Source organism: Cyanobium sp. Lug-B (assembly GCF_024345635.1).
In the GTDB taxonomy this organism is placed as follows: domain Bacteria; phylum Cyanobacteriota; class Cyanobacteriia; order PCC-6307; family Cyanobiaceae; genus Cyanobium; species Cyanobium minutissimum.
The window spans coordinates 22,531-47,873 of the sequence record NZ_JAGQBM010000019.1 but is presented as its reverse complement, the minus strand read 5'-3'; the positions used below and the strand labels follow the sequence as shown (position 1 = coordinate 47,873).

Below are 25,343 nucleotides of genomic sequence, written 5' to 3'. Positions count from 1 at the left end.
AGCCGGCCCCGGCGCCTGGGCGGAGCTCTGGGCCACTGACGCCCCGGAGGCCCTGGCCAAGCGGCTGCGGGAGCTGCCGGTGGCGGCCGTCCAGGGGCCGGTGCGGCTGCCGGTGCAGGTGGGGCTCTGCCCGCACTGGCAGCGGCCCGGACTGCTGTTGCTCGGGGATGCCGCCCACCCGATGAGCCCGCTGCGGGCCCAGGGGATCAACATGGCCCTGCGGGATGCCCTGGTGGCCGCCCGGCACCTGGGGCCCGCCCTGCGCGACGGCGAGCCCGGGGCCATTGACACGGCTGCCGCGGCGGTCGTCGCCGAACGGCAACCGGAGATCCGGCGGATCCAGGCGCTGCAGGAACAGGAGGCCCGCCGGGCTGATCTGCTGCGGCGCCGGCACCGCCTGCGGGGACTGCTGGCCCGCACCGCCCGCTGGAGCGGCCCGCTGCTGGCCCGCCGCTGGCTGGCCTCCCAGCGGCTGCTGCGCGACGGCTCCGCGGCCATCACCAGGGATCCCGGGGCGGCGGCCATGATTGGGTGACCTCCCCGCCCGCCATGGACCGGTCCCCTCGCGCCACCTCCCAGGCCCCCCGACGCCTCGCAGCGGCCCTGCCGCACCTGGCCCTGCTGGCGAGCCTGCCCCTGGGGGTGGCGTCACCGCTGCGGGCCGCGCCGGAGCCGCCCCCCTTTCCCCCCTCCTCCGAGTTCCGCTCCCTGCAGCTGATCACCCTGGCCTGCAGCCGCGAGAACACCGCTGAACCCTGCGACCAGGCCCGCAGCCTGGCCAACCCCCTGCTCGACCATCCGCGCCTGCCCGCCAGCTGCAAGGACGTGCTCTGGACGATCCGTCAGCGTTCGGTGGTGGCGGCCAGCAACAGCTTCGAGCGGCGCGAACCGATCGACCGCGCCGCCCGCAGCCTCACGGCCGTCTGCCGCCTGCAGTTGCCGGTGGCCAAGCCGGCGGAGAATGCCGCCCCAAGGCAGGGGGGCCTGAACCTGATCAATCCCAATCAAAACTGAAGCGCTGACCGGGCAGCAGCCGCTGCAGCTCGTGGGCCAGCTCGGCCATCAGCTGCCGGCTCACCTGGGGATGGTCGCGGAGCTCCTTGACCAGAGCCGCCACATCGTCGCTGGTGAGGCCGTGGCTGCTGATCCTCGCGTCCACGCGCTGGCGGAACTGCTCCAGCAGCTGGGCCTGCTCAGGAGTAAGGGGGCCGTCATCCAAGGGGTGCTGAACTTCCATGGTGGCTCGGGTCAGGGCTGGGTCAGAGCCGGCTCTGGGCTCCCTGAGACAGCCGCCCGGGTGGCGCCGCCATCGATCAGCGCCAGCAGCTGGGTCGCCGTGTCCCGCATGAAGGCCAGGCTCATGGGGGTGACGACGGCGGCCTTGTCGGCAAGCTGGCAGAGGGGGTTGCGCTCCCCCTGGGCCTCACAGCTGCTGGAGAGGCCCAGCAGGGCATTGGTGAGCTTGCCCCGCAGGCAGGTTTCCGCACCCGCCCCGGCCAGCACCGCCTCGGCGGCGGTGTGGGTGCGACTCACCGCTTCGGCATAGGGAAGGGCCTTCGGGGCCCCCATCACCGCGCCCCGCACCGAGGTCTGGCCGAACACCACCGCCCCGGCGGCGGCGACGCAGGCGGCGCCAGCGGCCAGGCGCAGGGCGGAGGGAAGCGACCGAAGCGCCATGGGGTGGCCGGCAAGGTGGCCCCAGGCTAGCCAGACCCGTCGCAGCGACCATCAGGCGCCGGAGCACCCACCAGGCCAGGGTCGCCCGAATCGGCGGAGGTAGCTTGGGGCTCCCCCGAGCACCAGGACGCCGGCCATGGCGATGACGACCGAGCTGCGTCAGGTGGCGCTGGAGCGACCCTTCGACGACCAGAAGCCCGGCACCTCCGGCCTGCGCAAGAGCACCCGCCAGTTCCAGACCCCCCACTATCTGGAGAGCTTCATCGAGGCCTCCCTGCGGGTGGTGCCCGGCATCGCCGGCGGCACCCTGGTGGTCGGCGGCGACGGCCGCTACGGCAACCTCGAAGCGATCAGCGTCATCGCCCGCATGGCCGCGGCCCATGGCGTCAGCCGCCTGATCACCACCACCGGCGGCATCCTGTCCACCCCGGCCGCCTCCCACCTGATCCGCAGCCACGGCGCCGTGGCCGGGATCATCCTCTCGGCCAGCCACAACCCCGGCGGCCTCGACGGCGACTTCGGCGTCAAGATCAACGGCGCCAACGGCGGTCCGGCCCCGGAATCGGTCACCGATGCCATCCATGCCGCCACCCTCAACCTGGACGGCTACCGCATCCTGGACGCCGACCCCCTGAACATGGAGGTTCCTGGCACGGCCACCATTGGCGCCATGGCGGTGGAGGTGATCGACGGCGTCGACGACTACGTGGCGTTGATGCAGAAGCTGTTCGACTTCGACCGCATCGCCGCCCTGCTGCGGGGCGACTTCCGCGTCGCCTTCGACGCCATGCATGCGGTCACCGGCCCGTACGCCAGCCGCCTGTTCGAGGGGCTTCTTGGTGCACCGGCCGGCACGGTGCGCAACGGTGTTCCCCTGGCCGACTTCGGCGGCGGCCACCCCGACCCCAACCTCACCTATGCCCACGAGCTGGCCGACCTGCTGCTGGCCGGCGGTGCCTACGACTTCGGCGCCGCCTGCGACGGCGACGGCGACCGCAACATGATCCTGGGGCGGCACTGCTTCGTGAACCCGAGCGACAGCCTGGCCGTGCTCACCGCCAACGCCACCCTGGCCCCCGGCTACGCGGATGGCCTGGCGGGCGTGGCCCGCTCGATGCCCACCAGCGCCGCCGCCGACGTGGTGGCCGCCGAGCTGGGCATCCCCTGCTTCGAGACCCCCACGGGCTGGAAGTTCTTCGGCAACCTGCTCGATGCCGGCCGGATCACCCTCTGCGGCGAGGAGAGCTTCGGCACCGGCAGCAACCACATCCGCGAGAAGGACGGCCTCTGGGCGGTGCTGTTCTGGCTACAGATCCTGGCGGTGCGCGGCTGCTCGGTGGCCGAGGTGATGGCGGGCCACTGGAGCCGCTTCGGCCGCCACTACTACTCCCGCCACGACTATGAGGCCGTGGCCAGCGACGCCGCCCACGGCCTCTACGACCGGGTCTCCGGGATGCTCACTGCCCTGCCGGGCCAGGGTTTCGCCGGCCGCACGATCCGCGCCGCCGACGACTTCGGCTACACCGACCCGGTGGACGGCTCGGTCAGCAAGGGCCAGGGCCTGCGGGTGCTGCTCGACGACGGCAGCCGGGTGGTGCTGCGGCTCTCGGGCACCGGCACCAAGGGCGCCACCCTGCGGGTCTACCTGGAGAGCTACGTGCCCCCCAGCGGTGCCCTCGACCTCGACCCCCAGCAGGCCCTCAAGGATCTGATCGATGCCATCGACGCCCTGGCCGAGATCCGGGTGCGCACCGGCATGGATCGCCCCACCGTGATCACCTGAGCGGCCGGGCCCGGTGAAGCCCCCCGGCGCCGCCGCTGTCTGCCTGGCGGCCGCCACGATCGGCTGCTCACCCGCTCTGCTGCGGGCCGAGGGGCTGCCGGAGCGGCCCCAGGCCAGCGTCGAAGCGCTGGAGGCCACCCGCTTCGCCCCCACCACCAGGGTCGACCTGCAGATCAACGCCGTTCTGGGCGCGCTGCAGACCACCGGCAGTGCGGTGGACAGCGCCAGCAACAGCGCTGATGGGTCGCCGCTGCTGAACGGGGTCAGCCTCAACCACGAGGCCCGCCTCACCATCGACACCAGCTTCACGGGCCAGGACCTGCTCCGAGTCCGCCTGCGCACAGGCGATTTCGCCCCCTCCGGCTTCTTCTCCAACCCGCCCGCCCCCCTGAGCCGCCTGGATGCGGCCTTCCAGGAACCGGCCTGCGGCGCCGGGGAGGAGAGCTGCCCCGGCCGGCTGGTGAGCATCAACCGGGCCTACCTGCAGCTGCCCCTGGGCCCGGAGATCCGCCTCAGCGTCGGGCCCCGGGTCATGCAGCTCGACATGCTGCCGGTCTGGCCAAGCGTCTACAACCCGTCGCCCATCCTCGATCTGTTCCAGTACGCCGGATCACCGGGCACCTACAGCAAGCGGCTCGGGGGCGGCTTCGGGATCTGGTGGCAGCCCCGCGGCGACCTGCGGGGGCTGAGCCTGGGCTATGCCTACGTCGCCGGCCGGGCCGGGGGGACCCCCCAGGGGGGCGGCCTGTTCGGCGGGGCCTCCTCCCAGACCAGCACCCTGCAGCTGGCCCTGACCAGGCCGCAATGGAACATCACCGGTGCCTGGACCCTCAGCGGGCCCCAGGTGCGGCTCCGGGGGACGCCCCTGGCCAGCCAGCTGGCGGCGGGCGCCGGCGAGGGCAGCCTGGGATCCTGGTCGCTGGCGGGCTACTGGCAGCCCCGCACCTCCGGATGGCTGCCTTCGATCAGCGCCGGCTGGGGGCGGGACACGTTCCGTTTCGGCTCCTTCCCGGTGGCAGGCCTGTCGGGGGTGCGCAGCCGCTCCTGGTACACCGGGCTGATCTGGAGCGATGTGCTGGGGGTGGGCAACAGCCTGGGCTTCGCCGTCGGCTCCCCTGCCCACGTCAGCGCGATCCAGACCCCAGCCCGGGGCAACCTCGACGACCGGGGCCTGGCCATGGAGCTCTTCTACCGGATCCAGATCAGTGACGATCTCTCGGTGACGCCGGCGGTGTTCTGGCTGAGCCGGCCGCGCGGGGCCCTCACCGGCAGCGCCACGCTCTCCGAGGCCCTGCTGTTTCCCGCCGCCTCGGGGGAGGCCAGCCTGAGCGTGTGGGCCGCCCTGGTCCGCACGACGCTGCGCTTCTGAGACCTTCAGGTGCGAGCCCGGCCCCGTCCGGCCGCGGCGGGATCAGCCGAACCAGTTGAGGAAGCGCTGGATCACCACGGCGTTGCTGATGTCCACGAAGAAACCCGAGACCAGCGGCACGATGATGAAGGCCCGGTGGGCGGGGCCGTAGGTCTGGGCCACCGCCGACATGTTGGCCATCGCCGTGGGGGTGGCCCCCAGGGAGATGCCCCCGAAGCCGGCGCAGATGACGGCGGCCTCGTAATCCCGTCCCATCACCTTGAACACCACGAACAGGGCGAACAGGAAGGACACCACGAACTGGGCGGCCAGGATGGCCAGAATCGGACCCGCCAGGGAGGCGATGGTCCAGAGCTGCAGGCTCATCAGCGACATCGTCAGGAAGATGCCCAGGGAGATCTCCGAGACGATGGCCAGCGAGCGGGGGGCGGCCAGGCAGCGGATCGGCAGCAGCCGCGGCACGGTGTTGGTGAGGAAGATGGCCGCGAACAGGCAGCAGACGAACAGGGGCAGGTTGCTGCCGGCCGCCCGCAGGGCCTCATGCAGCAGCTCCCCCAGGCCCAGGCTCACGTTGAGCCAGAAGAGGGTGCCCAGCAGGCTGAAGTAGGTCACCGGCTCCCCGGCCCCGTCCGGGGTGCCGCCCTCCAGGGAGGCGGAGGCGTTGTCAGGGCCTGCGCCCCGGGCCTGCGGCGTCTTGAGCCGATGGCGGCGGATCAGGATCCGGGCGATCGGCCCGCCCATCAGCGAAGCCAGCACCAGCCCGAAGGTGGCGCAGGCGATGCCGATCTCGAGGGCATTGCTGATGCCGTGGCTCTCGGCAAATCGCGGCGCCCAGGCGATCGCGGTGCCATGCCCCCCCAGCAGGGACACCGACCCGCCCAGCAGGCCCACCAGGGGATTGAGCCCCAGCAGCGCCGCCATGCCGATCCCGGTGAGGTTCTGCAGCACCATGTAAGCCACGGTGGTGCCCACCAGGATCAGCAGGGGCCAGCCCCCGGAGAGCAGGGTCTTGATGTCGGCATTGAGGCCGATGGCCGCAAAGAAATAGAGCAGCAGGAAATCCCGCGTCTGCAGATTGAAGCCGATCTCCGTGCCATTGATGGCATGGATCAGGGCCAGCAGCAGACAGACAAGCAGGCCGCTGGTGACCGGCTCGGGAATGTTGAATTCCCGCAGGAAACCCACCTTGCGGTTCAGCCAGCGACCGATCGCCAGCACCACGATGGCGATGTTGAACGTCGCGAAGCTCTCGAACTGCATGGGTGGCGGGAATCAGGGGGAAGGCTTCAGGTGCAGCCCTGAACGGAGATCCGATAGCTGAACCCGAGGGCCGCCGGTGTGGTGGAGGAACCCACCCGGAAGTTCATCAACCGGGTGCGCTTGCCGGGAACGGCCTGGAAGGGCCCGAACATCCGGCCCGTGCCGGGCTCGAACGTGGGTGTCTCATTGATCACCTGCAGGCTGCTGCCGTCGGTGAAGACCATGAAACCGGACACCGGGAAACTGGCGCGCTCCGTGGAGGCCGATGTGAAGAAGAAGCGATAACTGCGGAAATCGCGATCGACGACGAAGTCGGTGTTCCAGTTGGTGCGACCCACGAGCCGGTCCGGCCCGATCCGCTTCGACACCACCGGATTGCCGCCACCGCCGAGCGGCATCAGGAAGCGGCAGCTGGCCTGGGCGGCGGGCACCCCGGTCGCGGCCATGGTCAGGGCGGTGAGCAGAACGGGGGTGATTGCGCGAATCGCCGTCATGGAGCGTTCAGACCAGGCCAGGCCCAGCATCATGACAGCCGGCCTCTGGCACCGGCAGGGGCGGGACCGCTTCAGCCCCGGTCGTCACTGCCGGCGAGCCGATCCGGGCCCACCGGCTGCTGGCGTTCCGACTGGATCCAGAGGGCCACCATCCCGGCGATGGGAATCGAGAGAAAAATCCCCAGCAGGCCAGCGACCCGCTGACCGATGAACAGCGACAGGAAAAGGATCACGGGATTGAGCTCCATCGCCCGGCCCATCACCCTGGGTCGGACGATGTTGTCCTGAATCTGGCCGAAGAGCAGGGCCGCGATGAACGCCCGCAGCGCGATTTCCCCTCCCTGGGAAGCCAGCACCATCACCGAGATCAGGATGATGCCCAGGGTGGCTCCGATCCCTGGGATGACATCAAGAATGCCCATGGCCACCGCCAGTATCAGACTGTATTTCACCCCAAGGAAAGGGAACACAACAGCGATCGAGACCATGAGAAAAACCATCAGCAGCAACTGGCCGCGGATGAAGCCGACAACACTCTGACGAAAGATCAAGGCAAAGCGTTCACGATGAACCTCCGGAATCAGGTTCAGAAACCCCCGCCAGAGCTTCTCTCCATCGATCAGCATGTAAAGACTGATCACCGCTCCGAAGATCGTCGTGAACACCCCGGAAAAGACGTTCTGCAGCAGTCCCAGTCCCGTCACCAGCCCCTGCTGCAGGAGGCTGGTCACCCGTTCCAGTCCATAGCGCTCCAGATAGGCCTGCAACGGCGTGAGGTCCTGCTGCCGGAGAGTGCCCTGGAGATCCAGCAGCAGGCCCTGGCCCTGGTTGAGCACCTGCAGTCCGATTCCGGTGATCAGGCCCACCAGGAGCATCAGGGCGACCAGGCAGACGGCAGCGATCGCCCAGCCCCGCGGCAGCACCCGGCTGAGCCAGCCCACGGGCACATTGAGCAGCGCCGCGACGATGGCCGCCACGGTGAAGACCGCAATCGTGCCCGAGAAGTAATTGAAGATCACCACCGTGACCCCGATGCAGGCCACCAGGAGCAGGTAGCGCACCAGCTGGGGGGTTTGGAACATCTGCAGGCAGGCCCCCGCTGGTGGCTGGATGCTACGCGTCGCGCTTCCGGCGACGATCGGCGCCGCCAGCCGTCAGTGGCTGGTCAGTGGCTGGTCTCCGGCCGGGAGGCGAACAGATTGAGGCCCAGCCGCTCGGAGAGGAAACGGGCCGTGAGCTGGCCGCGCACACTGTTGCCCGCCTCATCGAGGGGCGGCGCATAGGTGGCCAGCCCCCCCTTTCCGGGCGCCACGGTGATCATGCCGCCGGCCACGCCGCTCTTGCCCGGCAGGCCAGTGGCGTAGAGCCAGTCGCCGGATGTCTCGTACAGCCCCGCCGTGACCATCACCGCCAGCACGTGCTGGCAGTGGATGGCATCGATCACCTGCTCCCCGGTGACCGGCTGGCGCCCGCCGTTGGCCAGGGTGGCGGCCATCACCGCCAGGTCGGCGGCGGTGACACTCAGGGAACACTGGCGGGTGTACAGCTCGGTGGCCTCGTCCGGATCCCACCAGATGCGGTCATGGTCACTGAGGAGTGTCGCCAGACCGGCGTTGCGGCGATTGGTGGCCAGCTCCGACGCGAAAACCTCGGCATCGATCTCCAGCCGCCGGCCGGCGAAGCGGGAGAAGCCGTCCTGGATGAAGGACCACTTCGCCTCGCTGCTGGCGCCGGGCGCCAGGCTGGTGGCGGCGATCGCCCCGGCGTTCACCATCGGATTGGAGAGGCCGTCGCCGCTGCGCTCCACCGCCAGCACGGAATTGAAGGGCAGGCCGGTGCTGTTGACGCCGAGCTTCTCCCGCGCTTCCTCCTCGCCGATGGCCTGGCAGATCAGGGCGAACAGAAACGGTTTTGAGATGCTCTGGATGCTGAAGGCGACCCGGGCCTCCCCCGCCTCGAACAACGCCCCGCCGCAGCTGGACACGCACAGACCGAAGTGGGCCGGATCCGCCGATGCCAGCGCCGGGATGTAGTCGGCCACCTGGCCCTCGCCGACCGGTGCGAAGCGGCGATGGGCCTCCTCCACCAGCTCCTGCACCACCTCTGCGGTGGGCAGGTGACCGTTGGACACCCATTCGGACACGGACCACATGGTGGGAGACGGGGTGGAGGGTGAAAGGTTCCGCGGAGGGCCGGGAGATCGCGCGATCAGTGCGGCGACGTCCGCTCCCAGGGGAAGCTGGGCAGGCGATGCAGCGCTTCCCGCTGGGCATCGCTCCAGGTCTCGACCATCGCGGCCAGCTCAGGCGCCTCGGGGTCGAACGTCACGCGGTGGGCCACCGCCAGGGCGTCGGCGGGAAGGATGGCCAGCTCGAACGGGGGGCCCACGGTGAGATTGGAGCGCTGGGTGAGCACTTCCGAGATCAGGCACAGCCGGGCCGCATCCTCCAGGGAGAGGTTGGTATGGCCCACGTTGTCGAGCGGGGGCTTTCCATACTTCGTCTCCCCGATCTGCAGGTACGGCGTTTCCCGGGTGGCCTTGATGGCGTTGCCCTCGGCATAGACCAGATACAGCCCATGGGCCTCCCCGGCGATCTGGCCACCCAGGAGGAAGGAGGCCCCGGCACTGGCGCCGGCCTGCTTCAGCGCAGGGCCGTTCTCCTGCTGCACCGCCACACTCACCCGGCCGATGTAGGCGGCTGCCTCGAACAGGTAATCACAGGTGCGCAGCGTCTTGCCGTTCGAGCTGGAGTCCTCGTCGGGTCGATCGAGATCCCGCTGGATCCAGTTGACCACGGCCTGGGTGGTGGCCAGATTGCCGGCAGCGAGCAAGACGAACAGCCGGTCGGAGGCCGGCTGGAAGACATACATCTTGCTGTAGCTTGAAATGTAATCAACTCCTGCATTCGTGCGGGAGTCGGAGACCATCACCAGGCCCTTCTCCAGCCAGTAGCCGATGCAGTACGTCACTCCGTTCGGCAGCAAAAAACTTGTCGTGAGACTAGCCCACGGTCAGGAAATCAACGGCCCGGAAGTGACCGGGATCACCGCGTTCCAGCCCCCTGGTGGAACCGGCCCTCAGGGTGCTGCGGGAGGTGCCGTGGATGGGGCGGTGGGGTCGCTGACGTTGGCGCAGAGATCCAGCACGATCTGCTGACCCAGCGACCGCCCCAGCGGCACGGTCCAGGGCTCCCAGGCGCCGTTGACCAGCCAGGCCTGGCGGAGGCTGCTGCAGTGCACCGCCACCGCCGTCGCCTGGGCCCGGGTCGGACCCACGTCCGCCTGGGTGGGTTGCACCAGGGTGACCCGCACCCCGCCGGGATGGAGCTTCCAGCCGCCCCAGTCGACGAGGGTGTTGCCGTAGAAGCGCCAGCGCACCGCCTCACCCTGTTTAGGGGGCACCGGTGCGGGGGGCGCGCTGGGCGCCGGAGGCGTCACGGCTGGCGGCGTGGTCGGTGCCTGGGCCGGAGAGGCGGTGGCCGGCGGCGACGGCGTGGCCGGGGATGTCGGTTTCGCGGGGGGCGCCGGTTTGGCGGCGGCAGCGGGCTTGGCGGTGGAGGAAGGCTTCCCGGTGGACGGGGGCTTCGCGGTTGTCTTGGCCGCGGCAGAGGGCTTGGCGGCGGATGCCGGAGGGAGCTTCAGCCAGGCACCCACCTTGAGTTGGTCGGGCTTGAGCCCGGGGTTGGCCTTTTGCAGATCCGCCACAGTGGTCCGATGGCGGGTTGCGAGGAGCGCCAGGGTGTCTCCGGCGCGCACCTGCACGAGCCCCTTCGATGGCGGCAGTTTCAGCTGCTGACCGATCTGCAGCTCCTCCGGCTTGGTGATCCTGTTCAGCCGCATCAACTCCTGCACGCTCACCCCATAACGGGCAGCAATGGCCTCCAGCGTGTCGCCCTGGACGACCTTCACACTGCGGGCGGGAGGGGTCCCCTGGCTGAAGGCCACCGGGCTGAAGCCGAGCCCGCTGAAGGAGAGAAAAAGGGCGGCAAGAACAGCCCCTGTCGCCGATGCCTGTCGACCCATGATTCCCTCACTTCCTGCAGAAGAAAGCTACCAGAAGCGGCCACCATCACAGAATCAGCACATTCCAGACCCTGCCGATCATGGCCCCGACCGTTGAAAGCAACGTCGCAACATTTCATCAGACAGGGATAGAAACGCTCGACGACGTCCCGCTGATCGACGGCACCTCAGCCGCAGGCGTTCAGGGCGCCGCGGCAGCCATCAGGAAGGGTGGCGCCGACGACGGCGACGGGTGGTCGGTGGCGGCGCTCCCCGGCGGCCGCCTTTGCCGGCCCGCGGCGCCATTGGTCAGGGTGACCAGGGCCAGGGCACCATCGATCAGCACCAGCACGGCCCAGACCAGCAGCAGCAGCAGCTCCGCCAAGGCTGTCCGCTCCGGGACCGTGGGGGCTGTCACAGACACGGCAGGCTCCGGGGGCAGCGTGACCGCCAGCTCAGGCTCCCTGTGCTCCGGCAACCCCCTCTGAGGCTCCACGACCTCCGACTGCAGGGGCTCAAGCCTGGCGATCTCCGTGACGACGACCGCGTTCACCGGGGGCAGCGGGTCGGGGTCGGCCATCGCGGCGGCTGCGGACACAGCCGGCCCAATCGACAAGGCCACGATCTCCAGATCTGGACATGCCTGAAACAGCAGGGCCGTGGGCGGCTCGGCGGGCACCGGCCAGGGCAGGCGCGAGGGGTGCCGCCCCCGAGTTTTGGCGTGCTGCTCCCGTAGCCGTTCGGCAAGCGTGGGCAGCATGGAAGGGTTCCTCAATCTCCTGTAACGATCCTCACGGCCTCGCCGGGCCACCGCAATGGAGCCGGCGGAGCGCTCCACGTTTCGTTACATCGAGCCGCTGGGCTGGTCGCCGGCGGGGGCCAGGTCGGCCTCCTCAGGGTCGGATTCGCCGAACCAGCGGGCCTCCAGCGCCTTCACCACCACATAGAAGGGGGGCACCACCCCCAGCGACAGCACGGTGGCCACCAGCAGACCGCCGAAGATCACCGTGCCCAGGGACTGCTGGCTGTTGGCCCCCGCCGTGGTGGCCACCACCAGGGGCAGGAAGCCGGCCAGGGCGGCGATGGCCGTCATCAGGATCGGCCGCAGCCTGGACTCCGCCGAAGCGATGGCGGCCTCGGCGGCGGTCATGCCCTCCTTCATGTGCTGCTCGGCCACCTCAACGATGAGGATGCCGTTCTTGGCCGCCAGCCCGATCAGGGTCACCAGACCCACCTGGGCATAGATGTTGAGGTCGATCGAGCGCAGCGCCAGGAACACCAGGGCGCCGAGCATGGCCAGGGGCACGGTCATCAGGATGATCACCGGCGTCACGTAGCTCTCGTACTGGGCCGAGAGCACCAGGTAGACCACCAGGATCCCGAGGCCGAACACCAGCACACTGGCGTTGCCCGCCGACAGCTGCAGGGCGGCCAGACCGGTGAAGGCATAGCCGATGTTGTTGAAGTCCTGGGCACGGAACAGATCCTGGATCAGCGTCAGGGCCTGCCCGGAACTCTTGCCGACCGCCTCGGCCCCCTGGATCAGGATCGTGCGGTAGAGGTTGAAGTGGCTGATCACCGGCGGTGCGCTGGTGAGCTCCGCCGTGGCGAACTCCGACACCTGCACCAGCTTGTCGTCCCTGCTGCGCACGTAGAAACTGAGCACGTCCTCCAGGGATTTGCGGTTCTCGGCCGCCGCCTGTACGTAGATGTTCCTCACCTGGCCGCTCTCGTAGGTGAGTCCCGAGTAATTGCTGCCCGCCAGCACGGCGATGGTCTGCATCGCCTGCTGGAAGTCGATGTTGAGAGCGCCCACGATCGAGCGGTCGATCTTCAGCCCGAAGGCCGGCGCGCTGGGGATGAACTGGGTGTAAAGGGTGGAGAAGCCGCCGCTGGCCGTGCCGGCCTGGATCAGCTGCTTGGCCTGGTCATCGAGCTGGTTGAAGGTGAACGCCCCGTTGCTGAGGTCGTTGAACTGGAAGTAGAAGCCCCCCTGGGCCGAGAACCCCGGAATCGCCGGAGGCTGGGCCGCCACCGCCATGCCGGAGCTGATCTGGCTGAGCTTGGCGTTGAGCCGGCTCACGATCGCCGGCGCCTTCTGGTCGGCCCGGCTGCGCTCCTCAAGCGGCTTGAAGCCGAAGAAGAACACCCCCTGGTCGGGACTGGCGCCGTTGAAGCCATAGCCGCTCACCACCGAACCGGCAATGATCTCCTCTTCGGCATTCAGGACCTTGGCCACCTCCAGGGCGGTGCCCTGGGTCTGGCTGAGGGAGGCACCGTTCTGGAGTTGGAAGATGCCCAGGCCGTAACCCTGGTCCTCCTCGGGGATGAAGGCGGAGGGAAGGGCGGTGAAGGCGAACAGGGTGAGGGCGATGCCGGCGCCCAGTCCCACCAGGATCCAGCGGCGCCGGCCGATCAGGGCCTCCACCAGAGCGGCATAGCCACGCTCGAGCCGCGTGAAGAAGGCGTTGAAACGGTTGAAGATCCAGACCAGATTGGCGCCGGCCAGCACACCCCCGACCACGCCGATCACGTAGGTGATGCTGCCGAAGGAGGCGGCACTGAAGCGACCGAAGGCCAGGCCCACCACCACCCCGCCGATGATGCCCACCACCCGTCCGGGGGGCGCTGATTTCTGGCTCCGCAGCAGCAGGGCCGAGAGCATGGGGGAGAAGGTGAGGGCGTTGAAGGCGGAGATCGCGATCGAGAAGGCGATGGTGAGAGCGAACTGGCGATAGATGATGCCGATGCCGCCGGGATAGAAGGCCACGGGCACGAACACCGCCATCAGCACCAGGGCGGTGGCCACCAGGGCGCCGAACAGCTCCCCCATGCACGCCATGGCGGCCTGGCGGGGGCGCATCCCCTTCTCCAGGTTCTTCTCCACCGCCTCGATCACCACGATGGCGTCATCCACCACCAGGCCGGTGGCCAGCACCAGGCCCAGAAGGGTGAGCTGGTTGATCGAGAAACCGAAGATCTTCACGAAGGCGAAGGTACCGACCAGGGAGATCGGAATCGCCAGGCTGGGCACCACGGTGGCCCGCCAGTCCTGCAGGAACAGGAACAGGATCATCAGCACCAGCACGATGGCCAGGCCGAGGGCGTCCACCACCCCCTCCACGGCCGACTCGATGAACTGGCCGATGTTATAGATCTCGAACACCTTGACGCCCGGGGGGACGCCCTGGGTGAACTGGTTCATCACCTGCACCACCTGGTTCGAGACATCGAGGGCGTTGCTCTCGGGGGTCTGGAAGACGGCGACGGTGATCGAGGGGTGGCCTTCGATGCTCACCGCCTGCTGGGCGAAGGTGTTGGTGCCGTAGGTGGCTTCGCCCACATCCTTGAGCCGCAGCAGGTTGCCGGTGGAGGTGCGGCCGACGATCAGGTTGTTGAGCTCTTCGACGGACACCAGGTTGCCGTTGTTCTCCACCAGGATCGGGTAGGCGAACTTCTGGTTACCCGCCGCCGGCGGACCGCCCACCAGGCCACCGATGGCGACGCTGTTCTGGCTGGCCACCGCATTGACCACCTGGTCGGCGGTGAGGTTGTTGGCTGAGAGTTTGTTGGCATCGACGAACAGCCAGAAGGCCGGATTGCTGCCACCCAGCAGGTTGACGGTGGCCACCCCGGGCACCCGCTCCAGCTGGAAGTACAGATTCTGATAAATCAAGCCGTTGAGATAGGAGGCATCGAACTGGCCTTCCGTTGAGGTGACCTGATAGGCCAGCAGGATCGACGGGGTGCTCTGCATCACCGAAACCCCGGTGGCCTGCACCTGCTGCGGCAGCTGGGGCATCGCCAGGGAAACGCGGTTCTGCACGTTCACCTGGTCGATGTTGATATCGGTGCCTTCGTTGAAAAAGACCTGAATCGTGCTCGTCCCCGACATATTGCTGGTGGAGGAAATATAATTCGCGCCCGGAACTCCGTTGATCTGCTGCTCGATCGGGTTGGTCACCGCCTGCTCGGTGACCAGGGAATTGGCCCCTCCATAATTGGAGGTCACCTGGATCAGGGGTGGAGCGATATTGGGGAGGTTCTCGATCGACAGCGTGGGGATGGCGATCAGGCCCACCAGCACGATCAGGATGCTGCAGACGGTGGTCAGAACCGGCCGCTTGATGAAGTTATCGGAGAACGACATCGGAGTTCAGCTCGCCGCCGGGGCTGCGGCCGGGGCCGCCGCCGGGGCCGGGGCCCGCCGCACCGGCATGCCGGAGCGCAGCAGGGCCGTGTTGCTCACCACCACCTCATCGCCTTTGGTCAGTCCGGAGAGCACCGGATAGGCGTTGTTCTGCAGCTTGCCCAGCTTCACCGCCGTCTGGACCACCACCGGCGTGGTGCCCGGAAGCTTCTCCAGCTTCTGCTTCTGGGCGGGCAGCAGCTGATCCGAGGCCTTGATCTGGGGCAGGACCGTGGAGAGGGGCAGCACCCGGTAAACGAAGGGCTGCTGGGCCTGCATCATCACCGCCTCCACCGGCACCGCCAGCTGGTCGCTGCTGCCGGTGATGATGCGGTTGCGGACGTACTGGCCGGTCTTCAGCACCCCCGTGAGATTGGGGAACTCCGCCTTCACCAGCACCGTGTTGGGCTGGCCCGAGGACTGGGTGGCATTGGCGAAGTAGGGGGAGACGAACACCACCCGGCCCACGCCCCGCACCGGCGGATTGCCCTGGCTCTCCACCTCCACCGGCTGGCCGATCTTCACCTGGCTGGACTGGGTGGCCGGCACATCCATCAGGGTCCAGAGGGAGGCGTTGTTGACGATGCCCGTGATCGCCTGGCCCTGGCGCACGTAATCCCCCAGCTTGACCGAGTCGAGATTGCCGATCTGGCCGTCGATGGGGGCGGTGACGAACTTGTACCCGAGGGTGGCGGCGCTGGAGCGGGCCTGGTCGCGGCTCTGGATCGCCTGGGTGATGTAGAAATCCCGGTCCTTGGTCGAGACGGCCCCCTGCTCGTTGAGGAAGACGTAGCGCTCGGCGTTGACACGATCCTTGATCGCCTCAGCCCGGTCGGAATCGAGGGTGGCCGATTCCTGCACGTTGTCGAGCACCAGGATCGGCTGGCCCGCCTTCACCTGCTGGCCCTCACTGGCCAGGATCCGCACCACCCGGCCATCGGACTGGGGCCGCATCACCACGTTGGAGGTGGACTCGATGGTGCTGATGGTCTCGATGCCCGGCGTGAAGCGGAACTCCCCCACCGTCACCGTCTGGACCACCAGGGGCGGCCTGGCCTCAGGGGCGGCGGAACCGCAGGCGGCCAGCAGCCACGTCAGGGGAAGGAGAGAGGGAAGAGCCTGCCAGCGCACCGGACCGGGTTCATACCTCCGCAAGGTACCGGAAAAGGCCCGTCCGCCCCACTGGTCCGGAGCGCCATGCGGACCCTCAGGGGCGTGGGCCGGGCTTGCCGCCCCGGCCGTGGTGCCGGTGGTAGTCCGGCTCCGGGTTGGATTCCTGCAGCTGGCGCACCGCCTCCACCGCCATGCCGGCCACGACACCGAAGCCGCCGAGCACCACCGTGCTCCAGAACAGGGCCTGGGGCGTGACCCGCAGGGGGGTGTGGGCCACGATGGACCGCAGGAACAGGGCGATGGCCAGACCCACCAGACCGGTGATCATCCCGGCGCAGAGCACCCGGCGGCCGCTCAGCGGTGGGCAGGGGGTCGGCATCAGGACCCCAGGCCCGAGGTGGCTTCGGCCTCGACGGGCGGGGATCCGGCGGTGAGCTGCTTCATGACGACGTAGAACACGGGCACCACGAACAGGGACAGCACCGTGGCCACGGCCAGGCCCCCGAAGACCACCGTACCCAGGGACGCCTGGCTGCGGGCACCGGCGCCGCTGGCGAAAACGAGGGGCAGGAAGCCGAACAGGGAGGAGATGGCAGTCATCAGGATCGGCCGGAAGCGGGACTGGGCCGACGCCCGCGCCGCCTCGAGCGCGGAGGCGCCATCCTGCATGCGCTGGTTGGCGAGATCGACGATGAGGATGCCGTTCTTGGCCGCCAGGCCGATCAGCATCACCAGACCCACCTGGGCGTAGATGTTGAGCACCTCACCCCGCAGGGCCAGAAAGGCCAGGGCGCCGAGCATGGCCGTCGGCACGGTCATCAGGATGATCAGGGGGTCGCTGTAGCTCTCGTACTGGGCCGAGAGCACCAGGTACACCGTGAGGATGCCGAGGGCGAAGATCACGATCGCCAGCGCGCCGGCCTTCACCTCCTCCCGCGAGATGCCGGTCCAGTCGTAGCCGACACCGGTGGTGGAGAGGTTGTCGAAGATGTCCTGGATGTCCTTGATCGCCTGGCCGGAGCTGCGGCCCGGCAGGGCAGAGCCCTCCACCTTGATCGAGCGGAACAGGTTGAAGCGGGGAATCACCGACGGTCCTGTGGTCGGTTCGATCGTGATGAACTCCGACAGGGGAATCTGGTCGCCGCTGGCATTGGGCACATAGAGCGACTTCAGCTGCTCCGGATCGGCGCGGTAACGTTCATCGGCCTGCACGAAGATGCGGCGCACCCGGCCGGCATCGAAGGTGTCATTGACATAGAAGGAGCCGATGTTGAAGCTGAAGGTCTGCATCGCCGTGCCGTAGTCGACCCCGAGGGCCGCCATCCGGTCACGGTCGACGAGGATCTGGAGCTGGGGGGCCTCGGGGGAGAACTGGGTGAACACCCGATCGAACAGGCCGCTCTGGTTGGCCTGGCTGACCAGCTGGGTGGCCGCGGCGAAGAAATCGGCCGAGGACAGCGCACCACCACTGCGGTTGAGCATCTGCATCTCGAAGCCCGCTCCGGTGCCGTAGCCGGGGATGGCGGGGGGTTCGACCACGATGATCCGGGCCTCCTGGATCACCGAGAGCTTGCGGTTCAGCCGCTGGGTGATGGCCGCCACCGACTGCTCATCGTTGGTTCGATCGCTCCAGTTGCGGGTGCCGAAGAAGAACAGGCCCCGGTTGGGGGCGTTGCCATCGAGGCTGGCACCACTGAACACCGCCGCCGTGGTGATGTCCTTCTCGCTGCGCAGGATCTCGGCCACCCGCTGGTTGATGCGGCGCGTCGTTTCCAGGGAGGCGCCGTCGGGGGCCTGGACGATGCCGATGGCATAGCCCTGGTCTTCCACCGGAACGAAACCTGTCGGGATCGAGGTGAAGGCGAAACCGGTGAGCACGATGCCACCGGCCAGCAGAACCATGATCAGTCGGCGCTTGCCCAGCACCCAGGCCAACCCGGCGTGGTACCGCCGTTCGACGCCGCCATAGAGGACGTTGAAGCGGCGGAAGATGAACGGGGCGCCCCAGCCGAGCAGCCCGCCGATCAGCGTGTAGATCAGCACCTCCAGCGGGCTGTTCAGTTTCCCGAGCATCACGGCGGCGACGGCACCGCCGATGGCAAAGGGCAGCCGCAGCGGCAGGCCGGTGAGCAGGTGCAGGCCGTAGCCGATCGCCGCGGCCAGGGCCAGCACGCCGAGGGCCACCAGGATGCCGCCGCCGCTGGCCAGCAGTCCGTAGACGAAGCCGATGAAGACACCGGAGATCGCATAGGTCCGCCGACTGGGGGGCTCGCCCTCCCGGGCCAGCAGCAGGGCCGAGAGCATCGGCGAAAAGGTGAGGGCGTTGAAGGTGGAGATCAGGATCGAGAAGATGATCGTCGCGGCGAACTGCTTGTAGATCGTCCCGGTGGCCCCGGGGAAGAACAGCACCGGCACGAACACTGCGAACAGCACCAGGGAGGTGGCGATCACCGCCCCGAACAGCTCGTCCATGGTGGACTTGGCGCTCTCCAGGGCACTGAGACCGGAGCCCTTCTTGGTGGAGGTGTCCTCGATCACGGTGATGGCGTCATCCACCACCAGACCCGTGGCCAGCACCAGGCCGAACAGGGTGAGCTGGTTGAGGGTGAAACCGAAGGCCTTCACGAACAGGAAGGTGCCCACCAGGGCGACCGGAATAGCGATGGCCGGCACCAGGGTGGCCTTCCAGTTCTGCAGGAACAGGAACAGGATCAGCACCACCAGCACCACCGCCTCCCGCAGGGCGGTGGTGACCTCGTCAATCGAGGCTTCGACGAATTCGGTGTTGTCGTAGATCTTCTGGATCGTCATGCCGACCGGCATGGTGCCTGCGAACTCCTTGATCACCTCCTCCACACCACTGGAGACATCGAGGGCATTGCTGCCCGTGAGCTGGTAGACGGCCATGCCCACGGAGGGAACACCGCGCAGGTCCGTGGCCTCAATGTCGAAGGATTCGCCCCCGAGCGTCACCCGGCCCACATCCCGCAGCCGCACCAGGCCGCCGTCGGCCGTGGAGCGCAGGATCATCGAGCCGAACTCCTCGGTGTTGCGCAGCCGCCCCTGCAGCTGCACGGTGAGGGTGAACTGCTGGCCCTCGGGGGAGGGGGCACCGCCGATGCGACCCACTGGCACCAGCCGATTCTGGCTGCGCAGGGCGGCGACCACATCGGCGGCGGTGAGCTTGTTGGCCGCCAGGCGATTCGGATCCAGCCAGAGTCGGAAGGCCAGCTGCCGATTGCCGAAATAGGTGAGTTCACCGACACCGGGCACACGGCGGACCGCATCGGTGAGGTTCTGATCCAGCAGGCCGCTGATCGTCTCCAGGCTGAACTGGTTGTTCGGATCCTCGCTGGTGAAGTTGTAGACGAGCAGGATCGAGTTGGAGGCCTTGTTCACCGTGATGCCGGACTGGCGCACCTCCTCCGGCAGGCTCGGCTGGGCCAGGGACACCCGGTTCTGGACGTTCACCTGGTTGATGTCACCGTCGCTGCCGCTGGCGAAGGTGACGGAGATGGAGCTGGAGCCATCGGCCGCACTGGTGGAGGTGATGAACTCCATGTCCTGCACCCCGTTGATCTGCTGCTCGAGCACGCTGGTGACGCCCTGCTCGACGCTGACCGCATCGGCACCCACGTAGCGGGAGGTGACCCGCACCGTGGGCGGGGCGATGTCCGGCAGGCTCTCGATCGGCAGCAGGGGGATCGCGATCAGGCCGGCGATCACGATCAGCAGGCTGCACACCGTGGTGAGCACCGGCCTGAGGATGAACGTGTTCGAAGGGGACATCAGGCGGGGCTCAGTTCACCTTGACGGGCGCGCCGTTGCGGAGATTGATCAGGTTGGTGGTGATCACCCGGGTGCCGGGCTGGAGGCCCTTGAGCACCGGATAGCGGTTGTTCTGCAGGGGGCCCAGCTGCACGGGGGTCTGCAGGGCGAAGCTGGTGCCGGCGGGGAGCTTGCGGGCCACCGCCAGGTCGGCGCGGCCGGGGCGCCGCTCCAGATCGGCCAGGCTGCCCACCTCGTAGACGAAGCTCTGGCCGGAGATCTGGGTGACGGCCGCAAAGGGAACCGACAGCTCCTGGCGGCTGTCGAGCACCAGCCGGGTGCGGGTGCGCAATCCGGTGCGCAGCACCCCGCCGGGATTGGCGAATTCAGCCTTGGCCAGCAGGGACTGGGTGCCGGCCACCACGCCCGGATCGAGGGAACCCACCACCCCCTGGGCCATCGGCTTGTTGGTGGCCGGATCCATGAGGATCACCGCCTGTCCCACCCGCAGGCGGCTGGAGAACACCGCCGGCACATCCACCCGGGCCATCAGCCGGTCGTTGCGGATGATCGTGGTGAAGGGGTCGCCGGCGGCGATCACATCCCCCAGCTTCACCTGCACGTCGCCGACGGTGCCGGCGATGGGCGCCTTGAGGTCGCGGAACGCCAGATCGGCCCGCCGGGCCACCAGGTCCTGCCGGGAGGAGAGGTACCGCTGGCGGAACTCATCCCGCTGGAAGGCGCTGGCGGCCCCCTGCCGCACCAGATATTCGTAGCGCTCGTAGTTGAGCTTGTTGGTCTGGACCTCCGCCTCCAGGCGGGCCACATCGGCGCGGGCCTGGGCCTGGTCGAGCACCAGCAGGATCTGGCCGGCGGCCACCTTGTCGCCCTGGCCCACGAGCAGCCGCTCGATCCGTCCGCCGGCCTGGGCCGCCAGGCGCACCTCCTCGATGGCCTCGAGGGTGCTGACCGTGTCGACGTTGTCGGTGAAGGGGGCCAGGGTGGCCGGCTCGGCGCGCACCGCGAGTGGCGGCCGTCCGGGGGGGGCCTCCGCCTGACAGGCCCCCAGCAGGGTGGCGCCAAGCAGGGCGGCCGCGGCCGCCGGAAGGGTGGTGCCGGAGCGTCGCAGGCGTCCAGTGGGTGCCCCGGGAAGAGGCGGCCTGCTCGGATGGCCGTTCACGGGTTCAGCGACGGACAAGGCTTCCGCCAGACCGTACCGCTCCGGAGGCTCTCCCGGCGAGATGATGGGGCGGTGAGTGATCTGTTCTGGCATCAGGGCGAGCAGGCCAGGCGCAGGATCGCCCCGCTGGCGGATCGATTGCGGCCGCGCAGCCTCGACGACTTCGTGGGCCAGGCGGCGATCCTGGGCCCGGGGCGGCTGCTGCGTCGCGCCATCGCCGCCGACCGCGTCGGCAACCTGATCCTGCACGGCCCCCCCGGCACCGGCAAGACGACGCTGGCGCGGATCATCGCCGGCAGCACCCGGGCCCACTTCAGCAGCCTCAACGCCGTGCTGGCCGGCGTGAAGGACCTGCGCGCCGAGGTGGACGCCGCCAGGCAGCGGCTGGAGCACCACGGCCTGCGCACAATCCTGTTCATCGATGAGGTGCACCGCTTCAACAGCGCCCAGCAGGACGCCCTGCTGCCCTGGGTGGAGAACGGCACCGTCACCCTGATCGGCGCCACCACCGAAAACCCCCACTTCGAAGTCAACAAGGCCCTGGTCAGCCGCTCCCGCCTGTTCCGCCTCCAGCCCCTGGAGCCGGAGGACCTGCGCCTGCTGCTGGAGCGGGCCCTGGCCGATCCCGAGCACGGCTACGGCCAGCGCCGCGTCGCACTGGCCGAGGAGGCGGCCGCCCATCTGCTGGACGTGGCGGGGGGCGATGCCCGCAGCCTGCTCAACGCCCTCGAACTGGCGGTGGAGACCACCGAAGCCGACGCCGACGGGGTGATCCGCATCGACCTGGCCATCGCCGAGGAATCGATCCAGCAGCGGGCGGTGCTCTACGACAAGCAGGGCGATGCCCACTTCGACACCATCAGCGCCTTCATCAAGTCGATCCGGGGCTCCGACCCCGATGCGGCCCTGTTCTGGCTGGCGCGGATGGTGGAGGCCGGCGAGAACCCGCGTTTCATCCTGCGGCGCCTGCTGATCTCCGCCGGCGAGGACATCGGCCTGGCCGATCCCCAGGCCATGGTGGTGGTGGAGGCCTGCGCCGCGGCCTTCGACCGGGTGGGGTTGCCGGAGGGGCTCTACCCCCTGGCCCACGCCACCCTCTACCTGGCCGGCACCGAGAAGAGCAACAGCAGCCTCGGCTTCTTCGATGCCGTCAAGGCGGTGCGCGAGGCCCGGCGCCAGCAGGTGCCCGCCCATCTGCGCGACGCCAACCGGGACGGCCAGGCCTTCGGTGACGGGGTGGGCTACCGCTATCCCCACGCCTATGCCGACCACTGGGTGGCCCAGCAGTACCTGCCCCGGGCCCTGCAGGGGGAGGTGTTCTGGCAGCCGGGGGCCCTGGGCTGGGAAGGGGGGCTGCGCCAACGGCTGCAGCAGCGGCGGGCCGCCCAGCTGGCCGCCGCGGCCGAAACGGCCGCCGACGACCGCGGCGACCTGCTCAGCAGCAGCCCGGACGACCCCCTGCTCAACCGCTGGCTGCAGCGCCAGGCGGGGGCGGAGGGCGAACGGCTCGACCGGCTGCGCCGCCGGTTCTGGGAAGACGCCGCCATCGGCCGCCTCGACCGGGTGCTGGTGCTGGAGGCCCACTCCCTGCTCTGGGCCCTTGATCCGCTCGAAGCGACCAGCGAGGGTGAGGTGGTGCTGGCCACGCCATCGGCGGCGGTGCACGATCGCCTCCAGGCCCAGCTGCAGCTGCTGGATCAGCTGCGGCGCCCCCGCCTGCTGGCCGCGGCGCCGGAGACGCCCGAGCCGCTGCAGGCCCAGCTGGAGCCATGGCCCCGGGGGGAGGGGCGCTTCGAATGGATCGCGGCCCGCCAGCCCTGGCGGAGCTGCACGGCCGAGCAGCGGCGGGCCTGGCTGGAGCTGCTCACGGCCCTGGCGGCCCCCGGCGCCGGGCTCCGCCTGCTGTTCACCCGTCCCCTGCTGGGGCCGGCGGGCAGCCTGCGCGCCCATCTCGGCGGCAGCGATGCCGGCGACGCCCGGGACGCCCTCGAGACCGCAGCCTCCCGGGAACAGGAGTGGCGGGCGGGGGAGGGGGAGCTGGCCGAGAGGGTGCAGGAGGGCCTTGAAGCCATGGGATGGAGCGTGCAGCGCCGCTTCTGGGAGGAGGCGCTCGACCTTCCCCTGGGAGACGCCGTGCTGGAGCGCTGGTTCGGCCGCCAGGCCAGCTACCGCGGGCATCTGGCCGCCGTGCTGCCGGCCGCTGGCCTGCGGCGCCTGGAAGCCCTGTTCCGGCAGCGGCGCGGGGCCGCCCTGCCCCAGCCCCTGGGGCACACCCTGCTGGTGGCCCGACGCGGCCCGGAACCATGAACACGGGGCCGTGAAACCGGGGCCGTGAAGAGGGCACCATGAAAAAAGCCCCGGCACAAGGCCGGGGCGTCCGTTGGGATGGGGGAGAACGTCTCCCCCGGTGGCTCACCAGAGGCCGCGGACGGGCTCCTGCATCATCGGAGCGGGAGCAGCGGGGGTCTCGCGGACCATGGCGACGGGATCGGCCATCTGGTTGGCCTGGATGCAGGCGGGCAGGAAGACGTACCAGGAGAGCAGCGAGGTGCACTGGGCGGTACCGGGTGCGCAACGACCTTCGGCACAGATGTTCTGCGCACCGGTGTAGGTGTTGCAGAAATCAGCCAGACGGAAGTCGGTGGGGAGGGCCTTCATGATGCCGGCCGAGGAGATCGAGCCGTCCTTGGCATCGGAGATGATCGCCGACCGCAGAGCCTGAACCGCATAGGTGTTCATGCTGTAGTACGGGAAGTAGCTGTTGGTGGCGTTCTTCAGGAACTTCACGCCCGCATCGGAGTACAGGAAGCGGGACACCCCCACCAGATTGACGGCGTAGGTCTTGGTCATGCCCGACTTGACTTCGTCGGACGTCCAGCCGGAGCGGGCCAGACCACCTTCCAGACCGCGGTCGGTGATGTCGCCGGAGTCAAGGAAGGTGTCAAAGGCGGACTGGTGCGTGGACCACACGGCACCACCGGTGTTCCAGCGGACAGGCAGATCGTTGTCCACGGCCGCGGAGGCGGGAAGCACGGAGGCCGTGACGGCCGTTCCCACAAAGAGACCGGCGAGAATTCTCTTGAACACGGGAGGCGATGTTGACTTCGCTATCAACCTAAGCATTGGAGGTGATTCTGCCTACATCTCGTGTGCAGTTTCTTTGCCTCTCCACACAGAACGGAAAGCGGCACCCTCGGCCGGGGCCCGGGCGTGTGGGACCCGGGGCCTGCGGTGGGACCCGACGGGAGGCCCCATCCAGGAGCTTGCCCCTAGGGTGAAATGGTTGTCATTCGACCCAAGGTTCGACCCATGGCCCTGCAGGTGGGAGATCCAGCCCCCGACTTCACCCTCCCCGACCAGAGCGGTGAAGCCGTGTCCCTCGCCGCGCTGCGGGGCCAGCGGGTGGTGATCTACTTCTATCCGAAGGACGACACCCCAGGCTGCACCAAGGAGGCCTGCAACTTCCGGGACCGCTGGAGCGCCTTCGAAACCCACGGCATTCGGGTGCTGGGGATCAGCAAGGACGGGGCGGCCAGCCACGGCAAGTTCGTCGCCAAGTACGACCTGCCCTTCACCCTGCTGACCGACGCCGAGCCCTGTCCCGTGGCCGAGGCCTACGGAAGCTATGGACTGAAGAAGTTCATGGGCAAGGAGTACATGGGAATGATGCGGCACACCTTCGTCGTCGACGCCGACGGCAAGCTGGAGCGCATCTATCTCAAGGTGAAGGCCGAGGAGATGGCTGATCAGATCCTCTCGGATCTGGGCCTGGCCTGAGGCGCGCCCTCTGGCCCAGCCGGACACAGGGCCACCAGGGCCTCCAGACAGAGCTCGGGGTGGTGCCTCAGTGCGTCCCCCCCCAGCTCCGGCCAGCGGCGCAGCAGCGGCAGCAGGGTCGGCCCGTCACCGCCAGTGAGCACGATCGGGCAGTCGGGCGCCCCCATCCGGGCCTGACGGCCCGCCTCCCGCACCGCCGCGGCCAGACCCTCCAGCACCCCCCGACGCATGGCCGCCGCCGTGGCCAGCGGCCAGTCGTCCCCGCCGGCCTCCAAGACCCCTTCGAGGCTGGGCAGTGCCGCGGTACCCGACCCCATGGCCGTCAGCTGCAGGGCGGCCCCCGCCATCAACCGGCCACCGGCGAAGCGGCCCTGCCCGTCCACCCGGGTGAGGCTCAGCACCGTGCCGGCATCGGCCACCAGCACCGGGCCGCCCACCAGCCGGTGCGCCCACCAGCCCGCCAGGGCCCGGTCGATGCCGAGCCAGGGGGGGGATCCGGCCAGGGGCACATCCTCAAGCTTCAGACGCGATGCGTCGCTCAGAGCGGCCTCCGGGGGCACCGGGCCCACCGCCGCCCAGGCCAGGGGCGGCTCCACCGCCGAGGCCGGCGACGGCAGGTGGACGAACCGGAGGCCCGCCCCGGAAGACCCGCCGCCGCTATCCCCGTCGGCCACAGCCCAGTGCCAGCGGCTGTTGCCGATCAGCAGCCAGCGGGGCTGACGCCCCGCCAC

Annotated in this window: 22 protein-coding genes; 6 read left to right on the top strand and 16 right to left on the bottom strand. The window is 69.0% G+C overall.

Annotated features, from left to right (window positions below; translation table 11 throughout):
- Together KBY81_RS06905 and KBY81_RS06900 are read left to right on the top strand one after the other, a co-directional pair.
- Window positions 1-535 (top strand): FAD-dependent monooxygenase (locus tag KBY81_RS06905; RefSeq protein WP_254976043.1); only part of this gene is annotated, 535 nt, incomplete at its 5' end.
- 14 nt (window positions 536-549) lie between these two features.
- Window positions 550-1,014, top strand: a complete 465-nt coding sequence (locus tag KBY81_RS06900) for a hypothetical protein (protein WP_146134670.1) — start codon at window positions 550-552, stop codon at window positions 1,012-1,014.
- On the opposite strand, the gene KBY81_RS06895 is transcribed toward KBY81_RS06900, so the two are convergent.
- The gene (locus KBY81_RS06895; protein WP_219904538.1) at window positions 995-1,219 is read right to left on the bottom strand and encodes a hypothetical protein; all 225 of its coding nucleotides are present in this window, start codon (window positions 1,217-1,219) and stop codon (window positions 995-997) included. The genes KBY81_RS06900 and KBY81_RS06895 overlap by 20 nt on opposite strands.
- 29 nt (window positions 1,220-1,248) lie before the next feature.
- Window positions 1,249-1,677: a hypothetical protein gene (locus KBY81_RS06890; RefSeq protein WP_254976042.1), complete on the bottom strand. Its 429-nt coding sequence runs from the start codon at window positions 1,675-1,677 to the stop codon at window positions 1,249-1,251.
- Window positions 1,678-1,813: 136 nt separating this feature from the next.
- Here KBY81_RS06890 and KBY81_RS06885 point away from each other — a divergent pair, with 136 nt between their 5' ends.
- Both KBY81_RS06885 and KBY81_RS06880 read left to right on the top strand, forming a co-directional pair.
- Window positions 1,814-3,460, top strand: coding sequence for an alpha-D-glucose phosphate-specific phosphoglucomutase (locus KBY81_RS06885; protein ID WP_396103666.1), 1,647 nt, complete (start codon window positions 1,814-1,816; stop codon window positions 3,458-3,460).
- A gap of 13 nt (window positions 3,461-3,473) precedes the next feature.
- Window positions 3,474-4,829 carry a carbohydrate porin gene (locus KBY81_RS06880; RefSeq protein ID WP_254976041.1) on the top strand — a complete coding sequence of 452 codons (1,356 nt, stop codon included), beginning with the start codon at window positions 3,474-3,476 and terminating at the stop codon, window positions 4,827-4,829.
- A gap of 42 nt (window positions 4,830-4,871) precedes the next feature.
- Here KBY81_RS06880 and gltS read toward each other — a convergent pair whose 3' ends face one another.
- The 12 genes from gltS to KBY81_RS06820 form a co-directional block, all read right to left on the bottom strand.
- Entirely contained in the window at window positions 4,872-6,089 is a 1,218-nt protein-coding gene (gltS, locus tag KBY81_RS06875; protein WP_254976040.1) for a sodium/glutamate symporter, read from the bottom strand.
- Window positions 6,090-6,115: 26 nt separating this feature from the next.
- Complete coding sequence (locus KBY81_RS06870; RefSeq protein ID WP_106222990.1) at window positions 6,116-6,583, bottom strand: hypothetical protein; 468 nt, start codon at window positions 6,581-6,583, stop codon at window positions 6,116-6,118.
- A gap of 71 nt (window positions 6,584-6,654) precedes the next feature.
- Complete coding sequence (locus tag KBY81_RS06865) at window positions 6,655-7,665, bottom strand: AI-2E family transporter (RefSeq protein WP_254976039.1); 1,011 nt, start codon at window positions 7,663-7,665, stop codon at window positions 6,655-6,657.
- Window positions 7,666-7,748: 83 nt separating this feature from the next.
- Window positions 7,749-8,735 carry a glutaminase A gene (gene glsA, locus KBY81_RS06860; protein ID WP_106222976.1) on the bottom strand — a complete coding sequence of 329 codons (987 nt, stop codon included), beginning with the start codon at window positions 8,733-8,735 and terminating at the stop codon, window positions 7,749-7,751.
- A gap of 56 nt (window positions 8,736-8,791) precedes the next feature.
- Window positions 8,792-9,553 (bottom strand): 20S proteasome subunit A/B, encoded by a 762-nt coding sequence (locus tag KBY81_RS06855; protein WP_254976038.1) that lies wholly within the window; start codon window positions 9,551-9,553, stop codon window positions 8,792-8,794.
- A gap of 108 nt (window positions 9,554-9,661) precedes the next feature.
- Window positions 9,662-10,528, bottom strand: a complete 867-nt coding sequence (locus KBY81_RS06850) for a LysM peptidoglycan-binding domain-containing protein (RefSeq protein ID WP_254976037.1) — start codon at window positions 10,526-10,528, stop codon at window positions 9,662-9,664.
- A 259-nt stretch (window positions 10,529-10,787) separates the two neighbouring features.
- Entirely contained in the window at window positions 10,788-11,345 is a 558-nt protein-coding gene (locus KBY81_RS06845) for a hypothetical protein (RefSeq protein ID WP_254976036.1), read from the bottom strand.
- Between the two features lie 84 nt (window positions 11,346-11,429).
- Window positions 11,430-14,735 carry an efflux RND transporter permease subunit gene (locus KBY81_RS06840; RefSeq protein WP_254976035.1) on the bottom strand — a complete coding sequence of 1,102 codons (3,306 nt, stop codon included), beginning with the start codon at window positions 14,733-14,735 and terminating at the stop codon, window positions 11,430-11,432.
- A gap of 6 nt (window positions 14,736-14,741) precedes the next feature.
- On the bottom strand, window positions 14,742-15,905 hold the full coding sequence (locus tag KBY81_RS06835; RefSeq protein ID WP_254976034.1) for an efflux RND transporter periplasmic adaptor subunit: 1,164 nt from the start codon (window positions 15,903-15,905) through the stop codon (window positions 14,742-14,744).
- 76 nt (window positions 15,906-15,981) lie between these two features.
- Entirely contained in the window at window positions 15,982-16,266 is a 285-nt protein-coding gene (locus tag KBY81_RS06830; protein WP_254976033.1) for a hypothetical protein, read from the bottom strand.
- Window positions 16,266-19,676, bottom strand: a complete 3,411-nt coding sequence (locus KBY81_RS06825) for an efflux RND transporter permease subunit (RefSeq protein WP_254976032.1) — start codon at window positions 19,674-19,676, stop codon at window positions 16,266-16,268. Before KBY81_RS06825 ends, KBY81_RS06830 begins: the two co-directional genes overlap by 1 nt.
- Before the next feature lie 10 nt (window positions 19,677-19,686).
- Complete coding sequence (locus KBY81_RS06820; RefSeq protein WP_254976031.1) at window positions 19,687-20,853, bottom strand: efflux RND transporter periplasmic adaptor subunit; 1,167 nt, start codon at window positions 20,851-20,853, stop codon at window positions 19,687-19,689.
- Window positions 20,854-20,907: 54 nt separating this feature from the next.
- Here KBY81_RS06820 and KBY81_RS06815 point away from each other — a divergent pair, with 54 nt between their 5' ends.
- On the top strand, window positions 20,908-23,142 hold the full coding sequence (locus KBY81_RS06815; protein ID WP_254976030.1) for an AAA family ATPase: 2,235 nt from the start codon (window positions 20,908-20,910) through the stop codon (window positions 23,140-23,142).
- A gap of 105 nt (window positions 23,143-23,247) precedes the next feature.
- On the opposite strand, the gene KBY81_RS06810 is transcribed toward KBY81_RS06815, so the two are convergent.
- A complete protein-coding gene (locus tag KBY81_RS06810; RefSeq protein ID WP_106222967.1) occupies window positions 23,248-23,958 on the bottom strand; it encodes an alpha/beta hydrolase in 711 nt (236 codons plus the stop codon).
- A gap of 186 nt (window positions 23,959-24,144) precedes the next feature.
- On the opposite strand from KBY81_RS06810, the gene bcp reads away from it, so the two are divergent.
- Window positions 24,145-24,612: a thioredoxin-dependent thiol peroxidase gene (bcp, locus tag KBY81_RS06805; protein ID WP_106222966.1), complete on the top strand. Its 468-nt coding sequence runs from the start codon at window positions 24,145-24,147 to the stop codon at window positions 24,610-24,612.
- Here bcp and KBY81_RS06800 read toward each other — a convergent pair.
- Window positions 24,582-25,343: a type III pantothenate kinase gene (locus KBY81_RS06800; protein WP_254976029.1), complete on the bottom strand. Its 762-nt coding sequence runs from the start codon at window positions 25,341-25,343 to the stop codon at window positions 24,582-24,584. The two genes, bcp and KBY81_RS06800, sit on opposite strands and share 31 nt — an antisense overlap.